General features: G+C 40.6%; 16 protein-coding genes. 6 read left to right on the top strand and 10 right to left on the bottom strand.

Features of this window, described 5'->3' with window-relative positions; translation table 11 throughout:
* Positions 1 to 444: 444 nt before the first annotated feature.
* From GHD25_RS00625 to GHD25_RS00615, 3 genes are all read right to left on the bottom strand, one after another.
* The gene (locus tag GHD25_RS00625; protein WP_164214408.1) at positions 445 to 1,167 is read right to left on the bottom strand and encodes an EcsC family protein; all 723 of its coding nucleotides are present in this window, start codon (positions 1,165 to 1,167) and stop codon (positions 445 to 447) included.
* A gap of 151 nt (positions 1,168 to 1,318) precedes the next feature.
* A complete protein-coding gene (locus GHD25_RS00620; protein ID WP_164214407.1) occupies positions 1,319 to 1,885 on the bottom strand; it encodes a DedA family protein in 567 nt (188 codons plus the stop codon).
* A gap of 102 nt (positions 1,886 to 1,987) precedes the next feature.
* Positions 1,988 to 3,718 carry an ABC transporter ATP-binding protein gene (locus GHD25_RS00615; protein WP_164214406.1) on the bottom strand — a complete coding sequence of 577 codons (1,731 nt, stop codon included), beginning with the start codon at positions 3,716 to 3,718 and terminating at the stop codon, positions 1,988 to 1,990.
* A gap of 549 nt (positions 3,719 to 4,267) precedes the next feature.
* Between GHD25_RS00615 and GHD25_RS00610 the strand changes: the two genes are divergently transcribed.
* From GHD25_RS00610 to GHD25_RS20100, 3 genes are all read left to right on the top strand, one after another.
* Complete coding sequence (locus GHD25_RS00610) at positions 4,268 to 6,145, top strand: BCCT family transporter (RefSeq protein WP_164214405.1); 1,878 nt, start codon at positions 4,268 to 4,270, stop codon at positions 6,143 to 6,145.
* A 112-nt stretch (positions 6,146 to 6,257) separates the two neighbouring features.
* On the top strand, positions 6,258 to 6,614 hold the full coding sequence (locus GHD25_RS20105; protein WP_205601308.1) for a Uma2 family endonuclease: 357 nt from the start codon (positions 6,258 to 6,260) through the stop codon (positions 6,612 to 6,614).
* A complete protein-coding gene (locus tag GHD25_RS20100; protein WP_205601307.1) occupies positions 6,611 to 6,856 on the top strand; it encodes a Uma2 family endonuclease in 246 nt (81 codons plus the stop codon). Before GHD25_RS20105 ends, GHD25_RS20100 begins: the two co-directional genes overlap by 4 nt.
* 56 nt (positions 6,857 to 6,912) lie before the next feature.
* On the opposite strand, the gene GHD25_RS00600 is transcribed toward GHD25_RS20100, so the two are convergent.
* Positions 6,913 to 7,509, bottom strand: coding sequence for a lysophospholipid acyltransferase family protein (locus GHD25_RS00600; protein WP_164214404.1), 597 nt, complete (start codon positions 7,507 to 7,509; stop codon positions 6,913 to 6,915).
* Between the two features lie 300 nt (positions 7,510 to 7,809).
* On the opposite strand from GHD25_RS00600, the gene GHD25_RS00595 reads away from it, so the two are divergent.
* The gene (locus GHD25_RS00595) at positions 7,810 to 9,054 is read left to right on the top strand and encodes a serpin family protein (RefSeq protein WP_164214403.1); all 1,245 of its coding nucleotides are present in this window, start codon (positions 7,810 to 7,812) and stop codon (positions 9,052 to 9,054) included.
* A gap of 48 nt (positions 9,055 to 9,102) precedes the next feature.
* Here GHD25_RS00595 and GHD25_RS00590 read toward each other — a convergent pair whose 3' ends face one another.
* Together GHD25_RS00590 and GHD25_RS00585 are read right to left on the bottom strand one after the other, a co-directional pair.
* A complete protein-coding gene (locus GHD25_RS00590) occupies positions 9,103 to 10,707 on the bottom strand; it encodes an ABC transporter permease (protein ID WP_164214402.1) in 1,605 nt (534 codons plus the stop codon).
* On the bottom strand, positions 10,707 to 11,615 hold the full coding sequence (locus tag GHD25_RS00585) for an ABC transporter ATP-binding protein (protein ID WP_164214401.1): 909 nt from the start codon (positions 11,613 to 11,615) through the stop codon (positions 10,707 to 10,709). Before GHD25_RS00585 ends, GHD25_RS00590 begins: the two co-directional genes overlap by 1 nt.
* Positions 11,616 to 11,762: 147 nt before the next feature.
* Here GHD25_RS00585 and GHD25_RS00580 point away from each other — a divergent pair, with 147 nt between their 5' ends.
* Positions 11,763 to 12,350, top strand: a complete 588-nt coding sequence (locus tag GHD25_RS00580; RefSeq protein WP_164214400.1) for a TetR/AcrR family transcriptional regulator — start codon at positions 11,763 to 11,765, stop codon at positions 12,348 to 12,350.
* Positions 12,351 to 12,395: 45 nt separating this feature from the next.
* Positions 12,396 to 12,746, top strand: a complete 351-nt coding sequence (locus GHD25_RS00575) for a hypothetical protein (RefSeq protein ID WP_164214399.1) — start codon at positions 12,396 to 12,398, stop codon at positions 12,744 to 12,746.
* Positions 12,747 to 12,873: 127 nt separating this feature from the next.
* Here the strand turns inward: GHD25_RS00575 and GHD25_RS00570 are convergent, their stop codons facing one another.
* The 4 genes from GHD25_RS00570 to GHD25_RS20310 form a co-directional block, all read right to left on the bottom strand.
* Positions 12,874 to 13,656 (bottom strand): class I SAM-dependent methyltransferase, encoded by a 783-nt coding sequence (locus tag GHD25_RS00570; RefSeq protein ID WP_164214398.1) that lies wholly within the window; start codon positions 13,654 to 13,656, stop codon positions 12,874 to 12,876.
* Between the two features lie 22 nt (positions 13,657 to 13,678).
* Positions 13,679 to 14,596 carry a GNAT family N-acetyltransferase gene (locus tag GHD25_RS00565; RefSeq protein WP_164214397.1) on the bottom strand — a complete coding sequence of 306 codons (918 nt, stop codon included), beginning with the start codon at positions 14,594 to 14,596 and terminating at the stop codon, positions 13,679 to 13,681.
* Between the two features lie 24 nt (positions 14,597 to 14,620).
* The gene (gene abc-f / locus GHD25_RS00560) at positions 14,621 to 16,243 is read right to left on the bottom strand and encodes a ribosomal protection-like ABC-F family protein (RefSeq protein ID WP_164214396.1); all 1,623 of its coding nucleotides are present in this window, start codon (positions 16,241 to 16,243) and stop codon (positions 14,621 to 14,623) included.
* A gap of 127 nt (positions 16,244 to 16,370) precedes the next feature.
* The gene (locus GHD25_RS20310; protein WP_346426759.1) at positions 16,371 to 16,508 is read right to left on the bottom strand and encodes an RAxF-45 family protein; all 138 of its coding nucleotides are present in this window, start codon (positions 16,506 to 16,508) and stop codon (positions 16,371 to 16,373) included.
* Positions 16,509 to 16,576 lie beyond the last annotated feature (68 nt).

The raw sequence follows: 16,576 nt of genomic DNA, 5'->3' as shown, positions 1-16,576 counted from the left end.
TTCGTTCGTTCATAGCTCTGATGAGTTAACGAAGGTGAAGTTTTTCAGTCCATTCGTTCGTTCATAGACCCCATGAGTTAACGAAGAAGAAGTTTTTCAGTCCGTTCGCTCTTTCATAGCCCCCATGAGTTAACGAAGGAGAAGCTTTTCAGCCTGTTCGTTCATTCATGGCCCTGATGAGTTAACGAAGGAGAAATCTTTCAGCCCGTTCGTTCGTTCATAGACCCGAGGAGTTAACGAAGGAGAAATTTTTCAGTCCGTTCGCTCTTTCATAGCTCCCATGAGTTAACGAAGGAGAAATTTTTCAGCCCGTTCGTTGATTCATCACATCACCTTGATGGGTACGAATGGAAACACCCCATCCTGGTGGTTGTTACATAGTTCCAATAAAGCCGATAGAAATTAAATACATCGGGACCATCGCCTGTACCAATAAAGTATCTCTCATACCTTTTTTACATTTAATCCCAAAAATCGCATTCGATAAGCATTCATAGCTGTTTCCCCCAGCGTATCCATCAAATTATGATTTGCATATGCCCCTACAATGGCACCAAACCCGGGAATCAGCTGCAGCATTTTAACCAGATCAATATAGTCGCGATATTCTTGCTGGAATACGCGCCAGTCCATATCAACGAGCTTCTTCTTCTCCTGCTCCCAATTTTCTATAATATAAAATGTTTCCTTTCTTCTTTCATCACTGGAAAATGCAAGCTGGAATATATGGAGAATAAACAAGCGCTCTTCATAATTACTTGCATCATATCCGTAAACTGCTGCTGACTCGAACAAAAATTTCATCTTAATGGATAAAAGCAGCGGAAAATCTGCTAGCCCGAGAAAAATACCACCCGCGCCGGTTCCTGCCCCTTCAATCACTGCTGTTTTGCGGTATGATGTTAATTTTTCTTTGGCAAGTTCATCTCTGGCGTACAATGAAAGTTCCACAGGTTTAGGTTTTTTAGTTGTAATGTTTGATCCAACCAGTGTTGCCTTTACCATATTTTTAATACTTTCCGTAATCATATGATGAGCCTTCTCGGGAATCATACTATTTATTTTTGTCTGGGCTTTTTTGGACAGTTGGTTTAACGGGCCGGATTTTTTTAATACCTTATTCCGCCAAACTCGCAGTTCCTCATGTACTTTTGTCTCATATTCCATTTTTCTAACCTGCCTTTATCTTTCCGTACTTTACTATACGTTTTAGCCGGTTAAAAGATTCAGCAGTGGTTTAAATAGGTTCGCATACTATCCTTTTCCCTGCCGCGGCTGCATTAAGGTTCAAAAGTATGCTGACTGATTACATTATATTTTATTTATATTTTCTCCACAAGAGCAACAGTCCAAGTGCAAAAATAATACCAATTATTCCATATAAGAAAATTTCGCGGGAGTAAAAAAACTGGGTAACAGCTTCGATATTGCCATTAAAATAGTTGCCCAACCAAAGCATGACCACACACCATGGATAAATTCCCAGAAAGGTTAGCAGAGTAAATGTAAAAGGATTTACTTTGCTTAAGCCGGCAATATATGAGATATAATTGCCGACACCAAAAGGTCTGGAGAATGCAATACTCCAAGTCCCATAGCGATTAAAATAAATCTGGCTTTTTGCTAATTTCCTTTTCAGTCTTTCCGGAAATTTAGATTCAAGCTTTGCTGCCAGATAAAATGGGATAAGACTGGCGCATGTGTAAAATAAACTCATGACAGCAGCTATAGCAGCCATCGCAAAAAATCCGGGTGACAGCAGATAACCAAATGTTAAAACAATAATTACACCAGGCATAGGGATGGAGGAACCTTCCAGAAACATGGCCAAATATAAGCCGGGCAGCCCTATTGCATTTAACCAATCGAGAAACTGCTGTACCAATACCCTTCCCTACTTTCAAAACAGTGGATCTGCCTGCATTTTGCAGTTTTATTTTCTCACTGGGGTATGGTTCCTATTCATATGCAGGTCCCCCTTATTCCACTAAGTCAATTGCTGCTCTGCAAATGCCCGGTAAAGGCTGTGATTTTCGCTTAATTCTTCATGTGTGCCGCTGCCCGTTACCTTCCCTTTTTCTATAAAGATAATGTTGTCGGCATCCACAATGGTAGAAAGTCTATGGGCTATAACCAAGGTAGTCCTGCCCTTCATTAAACAGGTCAACGCTTCCTGAACCGCATGCTCGGACTGGCTGTCAAGGCTTGCCGTCGCTTCATCCAGCATTAATATTTTTGGATCCCTTAAAAAAGCGCGGGCAATATTGATCCGCTGTCTTTGTCCGCCGGAGAGTTTCACCCCCCGTTCTCCTACCTTAGTATCAAGTTTTTCCGGAAAAGATTTGATGAATTGGTCCGCATAAGCCATTTCAGCAACCTCCCATAGAAGTTCCTCGGAGATTTCGCCGGCATTCTCTAATCCATAGGTTAAATTTTCGCGTATCGTTCCGGCCATCATGGCACTTTCCTGAGAAACGTAGCCAATTTGACTTCGCCACGAAAGTAATGACAGCTTACTAATCGCGATATCACCAATTAAAATTTCCCCTTCAGTCGGTTCATAATATCTTTCAATCAAACCAAATAAAGTCGTTTTTCCGCCGCCGCTCGGTCCGGCAAAAGCAATTTTTTCTCCGGGGCGTGCAGAAAATGAAATTTTCTCCAGGACCAATTCATCTTCATAGGCAAAAGAAACGTTGGAGACTCTGATCGGCTGGCCGGAAATATCTTTTTTCATACCCTCCTGGCCGTTTTCCTCAGGCTCCTTTAAAATGTGAATAATTCGCTCTGTTGCTCCCTTACCTTTTTGCAATTCCGTAAAGAACATGGCAAACGACGTCACCGGCATCATAATTTGAAATAAATAAAGCAGGAATGCAACAAGAGAACCGGTGGACATGGTACCCTCTGCTACCCGAATACCGCCATATCCAATTATCACTACGATCACAAGCATCATGACCGTGGACATGAATGGTCCGACAAGTGCGTAAATCCTTGCTTCTTTCAAGCCATAGTCATACATTTTCAGGATACCTTTCCGTCCTTTTGATTCTTCCTCTTTTTCTGCCGTGGATGCTTTCATCAAGCGGGCTTCACCAAGCGTTTGCTGAATTTCACCGGTAAAATCAGCTGTTTCATCCTGCAGTCCTTTCGAAACTTTAGCCATCCGCCTGCCAAGCGGCATCATTACCATAAAGGTGACCGGTACTGCAATCAGCATAAGCAATGTCATTTTCCAATCCATGACAAGCAGAATGATCAGTGCCCCTATTATTGTTATAATACCTGTAACAAATTGAGGAAAATGCTGGGAGATCAGAGCTTTCACGATACTCGTATCATTTACAATGCGACTAACGGATTCCCCACTTTTATGTTTGTCAAAATAACTGATCGGCAGCCTGATCATCTTAAACCACATTATTTCGCGCAATCTGGCTACTATCTTTTGCCCGACTGCCGCCAATAAGTAAGTTGCGACCCCATCTGCCAATGCCTGAGCAATGAACACGACAATGAGGATAATAATCAGCGTTGTGCTCAACGCCTCTACTGAAAATCCATCAACAAGCTCCCTGGTAAGAAGTGGGATGGACAGCCCCACTAGCATGGTAATTACACTGCTCAGGAGTCCGAATATCAGAGCTGCTTTTGTAATGTTTGTTGATAACACTAATGAGATAAAGGGCTTTAAGCCTTGTTTTTGTTTCTCCATTTTATTCTCCTTCTTCGGGATGGAATACTTCCATTCTATAGTACGGTAATTTTCACCTTGAAATCTTCCATTTCCTCATTTCACAGTATCTTCTGCCAGAAGGCGATAAACCTCTTCACCGTAATAACGAAGCGCTCGGAAAGTTCACCGGTCTTTTTTCGAATACATTTCATCCCTTCCCACAATCATAATAAAACCTGACGTTACGTTAGAATCAATAATAAAGTAAGATCAAATATGGCCATCTTCTCGATCTCAGCTTTCTTTTATTATAAATCATTATCTATAAACATATTAATCATCTTGTCCTATCTATATTCTAAGGCTCTTCTTATTTGTTTAAGCCCGGGGAGTTATAGCATACATTTTCCCATTGATATTTGAAATTTTTACTTTTAAAAAAGAATATATTCTAGTATAATGCCCTACTGTAAATGGAAAATCTGGTTGATCCTATGTCTTAGGCAACAACCTTAGCATTGCAGGGAAAGACCTCCAGCCCATTGCACTTATACTTTTTCTGCCTAAAAAAATGAGGGAGTGGTCAGTTTGTCAAATGACAATGCAGAAAACAAACAGCGTAAACGCCCTTATGTATTGTACATATCAGCTATTTTCATTTTTCTATTTGTATTGTGGGGAGCGATATTTCCAGGCCATTTAGGAGAGTCGGCAAATGCAGCATTGGACTGGGTAATTGATACCTTTGGCTGGTTTTACTTACTTATTGCCAGTGGATTTGTCCTTTTTGGAATTGTTATAGCCATTTCCCCTTTCGGTAAACTCCGGCTTGGAAAAGATAATGACCGGCCGGAACATTCCTATATATCCTGGATAGGTATGCTTTTTGCAGCAGGTTTGGGAGCAGGTTTCGTCTTCTTCGGAGTTGCGGAACCAGTTTTATATTACCTTGATACACCACCCGGGGTAACACCCGGCACAATTGAAGCGGCTGAAGTTGGCTTGCGATATGGTATTTTTCATTGGGGATTACACGCCTGGGGAGCTTTTTCTGTTGTCGGCCTCACCTTAGCTTACGTTCAATACCGAAAAAATCAGCCGGCATTAGTCAGCTCAGCGTTTTATCCATTGATTGGGGACAGAGCAAAAGGATGGATAGGCAATCTGATAGATATACTGGCTGTCATTTCAACAGCTGCCGGGGTTGCCACAACTTTTGGAATCAGTGCACTGCAAATGTCGGGAGGAATATCTTACCTCACGCCGCTTGAAAATAACATACCTTTGCAGCTTTCCATCATTGCCATTGTTACTGCTTTGTTTCTTTTTTCTGCAGTCAGAGGAATTAACAAAGGGATTAAAAGGTTAACCAATTTCAATTTGGTTTTGGCAGGTCTCTTAATGATGTTTGTTCTCTTTACAGGACCAACCTTATCCCTATTGGAAAGCATGGTGACTTCCATAGGCGGTTATGCTTCCAACATTATATCCATGTCTCTTACCATGAGCCCTTTTGAAGAAAATGAATGGCTGGGAGCAAATACAATATTTTTCTGGGCCTGGCACATGTCCTGGTCCCCGTTTGTTGGATTGTTTATAGCACGCATATCCAGAGGAAGAACGATCCGTGAGTTTATTTCGGGTGTTTTGCTCGTTCCTGCATTGTTGGCCGTATTATGGTTTTCTACTTTTGGCGGAACTGCGTTAAGTATTGAATTGGAAGGTATCTTTCCTCTTTCAGAACTAGCTGCCACTGAGGTAGAATTGACTTTATTTGCTATGCTGGAACAACTGCCCATAAGTCTGATAACAAGTATACTGGCTGTAGCTGTTATTGGCCTTTTCTTTATTACTTCTGCCGATTCGGCTGCATTTGTACTTGGATCCATGACATCCGGCGGTTCGCTTAATCCCAGCTTCCGCTCAAAAATACTTTGGGGTTTATTAATGGCAGGGACAGCTTCCGTACTGTTAATAAGCGGAGGCGGTGGTTTGGAAGCACTTCAAACTGCAGCACTTATTGCAGCATTGCCATTTGCATTTGTCCTCATTCTGATGATTATATCTGTCAGTATTATGATGAGCAGAGACTTGCGTTCAGCAGAAAAAAAGAAACAAAGGAAAAGAGATGACACGCTTAAACAATCTTTTCGGGAAGAAACATATGAGGATTTAAAGCAGGAATTGCAGGAGGAATGGCGCGAAGAATTAAGGAGAGAGCTGACGGCTATGGGAAAAAATAATGCAGAGATGATTCATTTTCAAACAACAGACCAGACTCCCATTGTAGGAAAACAGCTCCGGGATATCGACTTTCCCACCCATGTCAGCATCAGTGCGATCGAACGCGGGAATGATATTATTTCCCCTTCAGGAAGCACAGTAATAGAGCCTGGCGACTTTTTATATATTTTAACTGAATCAGCACAGAAAGAAGCATTACAGAATATTTTGCTTGATAACTGAATATGAATATGGAAAAGAAAGAGGAACAGGGTTTGTTTTACCTGTTCCTTTTATATTGTACTTTAATTGCTGTAATTGATTTGGGGCAACCTGATGATATAATAAAAATAACATGAACAATGAGGTGATCAAATTGCCATTTCCTGAAGAAAAACAGTCTTATACTTATGCAGATTATTTATCGTGGCCGGAGGATGTCAGGGCAGAAATTATAGAGGGTTCACTATATATGAAGGCTGCTCCTTCCAGAATTCATCAAAAAATATCAATTGAGTTAAGCCGGCAAATTGCAAATTATTTAGTCGGAAAAGATTGTGAAGTTTATCCTGCACCTTTTCATGTAGTTTTAAATCTTGATGATGAAAATAACCGGGAACAGGAAAGCAAAAATGTAGTTGAACCGGACATTTCGATTATTTGTGATAGTTCCCTGCTGGATGATACAGGCTGTAAAGGAACCCTGATATGATTATTGAAATCATTTCCCCTTCTGCAGGGAGAAAGGACAAATTAGAAAAATTCAACAAGTATGAACAGGCCGGGCTAAGAGAATATTGGATTGTGGAACCTCAGGAGAAAATGGTAAGTATATTCACCCTTCAGGAAAATATGAGATTTGGAAGACCTGACCTGTATTCCAGTGAAGACCGGGTAAAGGTGTCCATATTCAAGGATTTATTTATTGAGCTTGATAAAGTATTAGATTATTAACTCATAAAATTGCAAAGCAGGGGAGCCGCCCCCCGCCTCTGCTATTCTTCATAAATTTATTTGCTTTTCACTTCCTCTTTCAAACGCTTCAACGCCTCATCCAAATCCTTCATCATGATTTCCATCGCTTCTTTTTTCTTTACTTCTTCATTTAAATAAATAGGTTCCCCGTATATAAGCTTTGGCTTTACACGGGTGAATAAATCTTTGAAATTATTTGGTCCTACATAAGCTACAGGAAGAATTGGGGCTTTGGAATACCCTGCAATGGTAACAGCTCCCCTTTTTAATGGAACCTCTTCATCTGTTCTTGTACCGCTTGGAAAAATCCCGACCATTTTCCCTTCTCTCAGCAGCTTTCTTGGTATTTTAATCGTGCTGGGCCCAGGGTTTTCGCGGTCTACCGGGAAGGCATTCAATCCGTTCATTAACGTTTTTAAAAAAGCATTTTTAAATAACTCTTTTTTAGCCATATAATGAATTTGTTTTGGAAGCATCGCCACCCCCAGCCATAATATATCAACCCATCCGGTATGGGTACATGCAATAATATAGGAGCCTGATTCTGGTTTATTTTCTGTCTGATATTCTCTGACTCTGCCAAATATGCTTAAAATAATTTTGACAACATTTCCTGCAAAATTGTAAAACATGTTTTACTCTCTCCCATAACTATTAAATTCATTCTTTAGTTATTATTTTATCATAATGTGTTAATACCTGGTACTAGGGCGTCATGTGAATCATTGGATGATACCGAAATTATTTTACTACAGCGTGAACATAGAATCTACCGGAAATTAGAATAAGAAGCAGCATTTAATGTATAAATTTTTTCCTCTGATGCGGAAGCAATTTATTTTAAAGACGAGCAAATAAAACTTTTCCAAAAATACCAGTAACATTTTCTTTGTTAAGACAGACTAATTGATAAAGGAAGGTGAGAATAACTCATGAAAACCGTATTTATTTCCGTATTGAGCGTGCTGACGGCTTTCCTGTTGGCAAGCTGTGCAGGAGGGGAGGAAAAGGAAGAACCCGGCAGCTCCGTAAATGCCGATATACATGAAGGAGACTCTGAAGGGGTGGTCTCTGCCAACAATGAACTGGGCTTTCGTTTGTTTAACGAAATAGAAGAAGAGGAAAATGCCAACATCTTCATTTCCCCGACAAGTTTATCCATGGCCTTATCAATGATTTATAACGGAGCAGAAGGAAAGACAAAAGAGGAAATAGCAACCGTGCTGCAGGCTGAAAATATCGACTTGGAAACATGGAACGAGGAAAAGGCTGCATTATTTTCCGCACTTCAGCGTGAAACAGCTCAAACGCAGCTGCATATCGCCAATTCCATTTGGCTGCAGGATCAATATCGTTTTCAGCAGGAATTTGCACAAAATACGAGTGATTACTATGCAGCCCAACAGGAAGAAATTAATTTTCAAAGTGGCGATGCAGCAAGGAGAATTAATGATTGGGTTGCAGCTACAACGAATGAGAAAATCACGGATATGGTGGAAGAACCATTAAACCCTGATCTTGTTGCTATCCTTATTAATGCGATTTACTTTAAAGGGCAATGGAAACATGAATTTGATAACAAGCAGACAGAGGATGGACTATTCCACTTACATGACGGTACAACGAAAGATACCCCGCTCATGATGCTGCAGGCTGATTTGGAGTACTTCGAAAATAAAGATTTCCAGGCTGCAGTTCTTCCGTATGGCGATGAGGAATTTATGAGTATGCGTGTGTTCCTGCCAAAAGAAAATTCAAGCCTGGAGGCATTGAAACAAAAACTTACAAATGAAACATGGCGTGACTGGCAATCCCAATTCCAGGAAAGAAAAGGAACAATTTTATTACCTAAATTCGAACTGGAGTTTGAAGTGGTTTTAAATGATACTTTAAAAAAGCTCGGCATGGAATCTGCTTTCAGCCGCAGCGGTGCTGACTTTTCAACTATGATAGAAGAAGATGACCCACTCTGGATTGATCAGGTGAAGCAAAAAACATTTATAGAAGTAAATGAAGAAGGAACAGAAGCTGCAGCTGCCACATCGATAGAAATGGAAACCACTGCTGCTCCTGTGGATGAACCATTTCATATGGAAGTGAATCGCCCATTCTTCTTTACCATCACGGATGACGAAACTGGAACCATTTTATTTATGGGACAAATCACTGACCCATAAATCCAGCGGGACTGCTCCTGAAAATGGGAGTCAGTCCTTTTTTTCAATTTATCCTTCCATATCACGTCTGTTGTAACCAATAAACCCTGCAATAATTAATACCGCAGCAATGATGGATAGAATCACAATCGGCATCCATTCCATGTCTTCCACCGGCAGTTGTGGAATGTAACCGTATGGCGACATCCTTCCCAGCCATTCCGGCAAATCCAGCATTCCCCCAAGATATAAAACGATAAAAGAGTAAAAGAGATAGAGCCAAACAAAACTTGAAAACTTTGGCAGATACCCAATTAATAATACAGCTAACCCAATTAGCACAAGTGTGGCAGGATAATATACGATTCCCGCACCATATACCTTATCAAAGTAAAACGGTTCATCCATAACTGCTGTACCTGCAGCCCATAACCCAATTGCCGACAGCGAAACCATAATAAATCCATTTACGACTGCTATCAGAAAGTAACTTGCCAGCAATTTTGTACGTGAGACGGAAGAAGCCAGTATTTGTTCCAGCCGGTTCTTTTTTTCCTCTCCGTAAATCTTAAGCATTGCCATAACAGGAGGCACTGCACCAAGAATGCCCATCACCATCATCAGCATAGGGATAAATTGTTCTGTCAGCGTAAAGCCTTCCTCCTGCACGAGTATTTCTGCAATCATGTCGTTATCCGAGAAGAAAACTTCCAGATCCCCCATCACAGATCCATAGGAAAGACCCAGAACCAGCATCGCTATTGCCCAGGCGATGATGCCTCCTCTCTGTAATCTCAATGCATGGCCTAACGGGCTTTGCAAAAAAGCTGAGGCATTTGTTCTGCCCAGTCTTGCCGGAAAAAACCCAGCTCCCAGATCACGAATGGAATTTAAATAACCGGCAAATATAAATATAATGACAGACACACCAAGCATGAGTAAAACCGGCCACCAATTATTATTCCAGTAAGCTTCCGTTTTTGAGACCCATCCCAATGGGGAGATCATCGATAATGTTTCATTACTTACATCACCAACTGCCCGAATTAGATAAGCAATAAGAAGAACTGCAATAGAATAGCCTGCCGCCCCGCGGGAGCTTTCAGAAAGCTGGGCAAATACAGCTGTAATACCGGCAAATACTATTCCGGCACCTCCCAGTGCAGCACCGTATAATAAGGAGCCTTCCAGGTTCATGCTTTCTATCCCCAGTGCATATAAACCAAATCCGTTAATAAGTGCCAGCAGTATATTTGTTATTGCCAATATGAGCATTGTTGCATTTACATTGGCCATCCGGCCCACTGGCAAAGAACGAATTAACTCAATCCTCCCTTCTTCTTCATCCACTCTTGTATGACGGTTTACCAGAAGAATATTCATCAACCCGACAACTACTGCTGTCAAGAGCAGCATCTGGTGTGAAGTCATCGCACCAACCGTGTAGTTTTCCAGATTCCCCGGTCCAACCATTGCAGTCATTGCCGGATTTCCCATCGTCTCAGCCATTCCCTGCCTCTCCTGGTCAGAGCCATACATTTCTTCATAAGCAACAGGAACAATTAAAGTAAAAAAAGTAATTCCAATAAGCCATAAAGGGATGCGAATACGATCCCTTCTCATAATCAGCCTTGTCAGTTGCAGCGTATTTCTGGAAGTGGAGAGCAAACTCATCAGGATTCACCTCCTGCTCCTGTTTCTGCTTTATGTTCATAATGCCGCATAAATAAATCCTCCAGCGTCGGCGGAGCACTCTCCAGCTTTAAGATGCCGGATTCGCTAATATGCTTCATTACGGCATCCATTTCTTCGGTATCCACCTGCATGGAGATTCCCTGCTCTGTCCTTTCTACTTCGTGCACTCCCTGATAGTTTTCCAATGATGGAATAGAATTTTTTGTCTTCACCAGTATATGGGTACGTGTCAGGTGACGCATTGCTTCCAATGATCCGGATTCGATTATTTTTCCCTCCCGGATAATACCGACACTGTCGCACAGTTTTTCCACTTCGGACAAAATATGACTGGAAAGGAGTACACTTTTTCCTTCCTTTTTAACATCCTTAACCATTTCCTGAAAAACCTGCTCCATCAGCGGATCAAGCCCGGAAGTTGGTTCATCCAGTATATAAAGATCAGCATCTGAAGAAAATGCGGAAACAAGTGCAACCTTCTGCCTGTTCCCTTTTGAATAGGTCCTGCATTTCTTGGTCGGATCCAGCTTAAATTTTTCAATTAATTCTTCCCGTTTATTTTTATTATTACCGCCGCGTAACTTTGTAAATAAATCAATTACCTCTCCGCCTGTCAGATTGGGCCATAAATTAACATCCCCCGGCACATAAGCAATACGCTTGTGGAGCTCCACAGCCTGTTTCCACACATCTTCTCCAAATATTTCAGCACGCCCATCCGTTGCTTTTAAAATGCCAAGCAGAATTCGGATAGTAGTTGACTTCCCTGCGCCGTTAGGGCCGATAAAACCATAGACTTCGCCTGGCTTAACCTCAATATTAATGCCATCCAAGGCAGTAAACTTGCCAAACTTTTTTGTTAACCCCTCCGTTTTTAAAATGCTCATTTCGTAACCTCCTTTAAATAATTATGAAATATTTTAACCTATATAGTTCATAATATATGAGAATAAGTTATTTATCAATAGCTTATGAACTATTTATATTGTTTTATTACAAAACTTTTATTACACTTATAATGAGGTGAGTAAGAAATGAATGGCTTCGAACGTCGTAAAGAGTTAAAGAAAAATAACATTTTGGAAGCTTCCCTTGATTTGTTTTTGAAGTACGGTATACAGAAAGTTTCCGTTGCTGAAGTGGCCAAAGAAGCTCAGGTTTCCCAGGTCACCATTTATAATTATTTTGGGAGTAAAGACAAATTAATTCAGGAAGTCATTATCTATTATGTAGACAAAATATGGGAGGAATATGAGGAATTATTGGATAGCGATATTCCTTTCCCTGAAAAAATAAAACAGATTACATTTGAAAAAGGGGATGTAGCAGGTAAAATAAATGAAGACTTTTTCACTTATTTTATGAAGGAATATACGAACAGCAACAGCTATATTGAAAAATTTTATCAGGAAAAAGCTTTTCCCAGACTCATTGAGTTTTTTAATGAAGGCAGAGAAAAAGGTTATATTGACCCGAAAATTTCAAACGAAGCTATTTTAGTATTTATTCAGATGTTTACGGAATATATGCAGCAAGGGGGAGCTGCTCAGTCTATTCTTCCATTAACAGAGGATTTGACGAAATTGTTCTTTTACGGAATTGCAGGGAGAAGCAGAGACTAATTTTAAAATAACAGATGTAATTGCTTATTGGAAAGGGATAGGAAAATGAATTATTTTCTTGGGTTTGTTTTATCTATTGTTCTTACTTCTTCTGCTTATTTTTTTGGCAGCTTATTCATTGGACACGGCATTGCATTTGGGCAGGCTCTTATCATTGGTGCCACCGTGGTTTCGTTTGGTGCCACAGCTGAAGGATTGGGTGCACCCATTAGGTTAATTGTGTTAATTCCATTTCCGGTCGGGATGTTTTTGCTTTATTTATTTTTAAATGCGTCAATAATTATTTGGTTCTTTACTTATATTACTGTACTGGCTCTGTACACAGCCATTCACGTTATAATGAGTTACTTCTTTCATTTCCATTCTCTTATACCTGCGTGGAAATTATCCTCATGACATACAATAAATATATTTAGAGGGGTACCTCGTGTCCACCATTACATGATATAACAGACATAAATGAAAGGACATAACATACGAATTATGCTATGTCCTCTTCCTAACAATGACTTCCCCTGCATTTTTAATCAATATTTATTTTGACAGCTCTTGCAGCAATTAAACTTTTTATATATTTATCTAATGGCCTGCTTCCGCCAAAATCATCTTCAAAAAATCCATGCATCATAAATCCCGTGTCAAACTTTCCTTGAATCTGATCTTCTAACGTATGTCCAAATTCAATGGTTTGATTGGATTTAATATATTCTGCTATCCCCTCTTCTGTAAGATGATCAATGGATGAGCTGGGAATAGAATTTTTAACAAGCAAATTTCCCTTCCTGTCTTCTTCATCATCAAATATAAATAGAAGCGGATTTACAAAACCGGAAATAAGCACACCTTTATATTTTAAAACGCGGTATATTTCCTTCCATACAGGGCGAACATCTTGTACAAATAGATTGGAAACAGGATTTACGACCATATCAAATGCTTCATCTGCAAAGCGGGACAGATCAGCCATATCGCATTGTATCGTTTTTAAATCCAACTCATCCCGCTTAGCGACAAATTCATCCTGTTCCAATTGTTTTTTGGAAATATCAGTAACGGTAACCTCAGCTCCTGCTGCAGCTAATACCGGTCCTTGCTGTCCTCCGCCGGAAGCCAAACATAAGATTCTCAGCCCTTCCAACGAGGTTGGAAACCAACTTTCCGGTACTGGTTTTCCAGCCGTTACGGTAATCTTCCAATCTCCTGATTTAGCTTTTTCAATAACTTCTTTAGAAACTGACTTTGTATAGGTTACTTGTTCATCAACTTTTTTATCCCATGCAATTCTATTATAATTAACAATGTCCATGTAACCCCCCCTTTTTTTGATTTTAAAAACCACTTTGGATCCTGGACCGGCCCTGCTTCACAAAATAATGCAATTTATGTTCCACTTGAAACCCGACTGCCTTATACAACCCTAATGCATTATTATTATCCAATGCCACAGTTAATTTAAATTCTTTTATGGAATCAAAGGAAAAAAGCCAATGGACTGCCATGAACAGGAGTTTTTTTCCGTACCCCTTCCCTTGAAATAGGGGATCCACTGCAATAAATTCGATGGAGCCACTGCCAAAATCCGGTTCTGCTTCCACGTATACATAGCCTGCCAGCTGTTCCTGATCTTTTAGCACAAAAACCTTTTTCGTCTGATTGAGCCGCCCGATAATTTCCCGGCCGGAATAATACGTTCCGGAAAAGGCTTTATCATGTAAGCGAATAAATGCGGAATGGTCTGGCTGCTGTAATTCTTCCCCTTGGGGATTTGGCAGTGTTTTCAATTGGCTACGGGTAAATCTCAGCACAGCCTGATCCGTTTTTTGCTCAAATTGCAGTTTTCCCGCAAAATTTCTTACAAGTTTATTTTCTCTATTGGAAAATAATATGAAATTATTTACAGATGCCGGGAATTGATTCATTAGATTTTCCCACAGGTCAAATGCAATTTTAATGTCGTACCCGGCAGCAACAAATGGTCCCCACACTTCTGCTGTGTCATCCTCTGTATCGGCACCAATCCAGCCAATAAGTTTCCCATTTTCTATTGCAGCTGCCATTTCACTGACGTCTTCTAACAACGCCTTTTCAACTTCCTCTCTGTCCACCCCGCAAAACCCGATGTGATGTGATTTTTGCCGATTTAATTTGGAAACAAAGATGGCGATATCTTTTATTGGTATATTTCTTCCGTCTATTATTTCGACCATAGTAAATCCTCGCTCTCTATTTTTTAATTCACGTGGCAAGGGAGTCTCCCCTGCCCTCGCTGTTCAAGGTCTTTTCTCCCTTGCATACGTATAATTTCCTTCATACCTTGTCAAATTCCCATCAGCCAGCCAATACGTTATCGGAAAAATTTTATCCAGGAAGTAGCGGTCATGTGAGACGGCTATTACTGTTCCGTTATATTGCTTCAGAGCATCCTCCAGTACTTCCTTCGATTCAATATCCAGATGGTTTGTCGGCTCATCCAGTATTAGCAGATTATGATTCTGATGAACAAGCTGGGCCAGACGCAACCGCATCTTCTCCCCGCCGCTCATACTGCTCACTTTTTGAAAGACCGTTTTACCGTAAAAAAGAAATTTGGCTAAAATATGCCGTGCCTCTCCCACTGTCACAGGCACTTCCTCACGCAGTGCTTCGAGTATGGAGTATTCATCATTGATCTCTGCCATATGCTGTGTAAGAAACCCAACCGACAGGTTACTGCCAAGTTGGATTTCACCGCTATCCGCCTCCTCGGTTCCCAGCAGCATATTCAACAATGTTGACTTCCCGGTACCATTCTCCCCCACAATAGCTATCCGTTGCTGGAATTGAACATGCATGTCGAGTCCGGTAAATAATAGCCTGTCACCGAATGATTTGTTCACCGCTTCCATGATAACTACATCATTCCCGCTGCGTTTATTTACGTGGAAGTCCAAACCAATTCTTTTTTGATCCATGATTGGCCGTTTTTTCACTTCGATCCGCGCAAGTGCTTTTTCCATACTTTTGGCACGGCGGTGCAGCCCGTCATTTGGCGGGTTTGCCTGGTTTGCCCATTCTTTCAGACGTTTAATCGTTTCCTTCATTTTTTTAATTTTTTTCTGCTGATCCTCATATTGCTGAAATTCACGGAGCAGTCTTTCCTCACGTTCTTTTACATAACCCGTATAATTGGTGTGATATTTAATTAGCTCCCCCTGATCCATTTCCAAAATAGAGGTTGCTGTTTCATCCAAAAAGTAACGGTCATGCGAGACTATAATTACGGTTCCATCATATTGCCGAATAAAATTGGTCAGCCACTCAATTGCAGGCAAATCCAAGTGGTTTGTCGGCTCATCCAAAAGCAGTAAATCCGGTTTTGCGAGCAGCAGCTTTGCCAGCCCAATCTTTGTCCGTTCTCCGCCGCTCAACTGCTGCCATTCTTTTTTTGCCAGATTTTCAATGTGTAAACCACTTATAATCCGCTTTACCTGTGCGTCTATTTCATAGCCGCCCTCCCGCTGGAATTTTTCCTGCAGGATACCATATTTTTCTATAATACGTGTCAATTTATCAGAATCTGTTTCCTCGGTCATTTTCTTTTCAAGTTCAGACATTTTCATTCTTAATTTTTCAATAGAAGCAAATACTTCATAAAGAATGGATTCCACTCTTCTTCCAGCTTCCACACTGGGCTGCTGCGCCAGAAGTTCAACTCTTAATTCTTTTTTCCATGTAATCATCCCACTGGAGGGCGCTGTTTTTCCTGCGATCAGGTCAAGTAAGGTGGTTTTCCCTTCCCCGTTCCTGCCAATCAGCCCTGTTCTGTCACCCTGTTTTATTTCCGTTGTTATCCCGCTGAATATCGTATTTGCTCCCATAGTCTGTGTCACATTTTGTATACTGCATACGATCATTATTCTCTTCCTTTCCGTCAGAAGAGACATTTTACAAACAAAAAAAGACCGCAGAGAACCATTCTCCACCGCCTTTAATTAAAGATATGCCGTTTGTGGTCAGATGTCTCTTACTGGTTTTTTCCAATTAAGTTGTCTTAAAAAAGGACATACGTATACCCTGGAAAGAAACATTGGAAAAAAGCGCATAACAAATCCAAAGATATTCCGTGAATTTTGAAATGCCGCTGCCAGTAATATTCACCTGATCCACCTCCTTTTTCATTATGATCATAGTTTATGGGAAATATTGCGGAAAGTCAATAAGTGAGGTTAAAATTAATTTTAACAGCA

The sequence above is a fragment of the Virgibacillus aidingensis genome, from assembly GCF_010994035.1.
Classification (GTDB): domain Bacteria; phylum Bacillota; class Bacilli; order Bacillales; family Amphibacillaceae; genus Virgibacillus_N.
The sequence above is the reverse complement of the archived record's forward strand: the minus strand, read 5'-3'. Positions and strand labels throughout refer to the sequence as shown.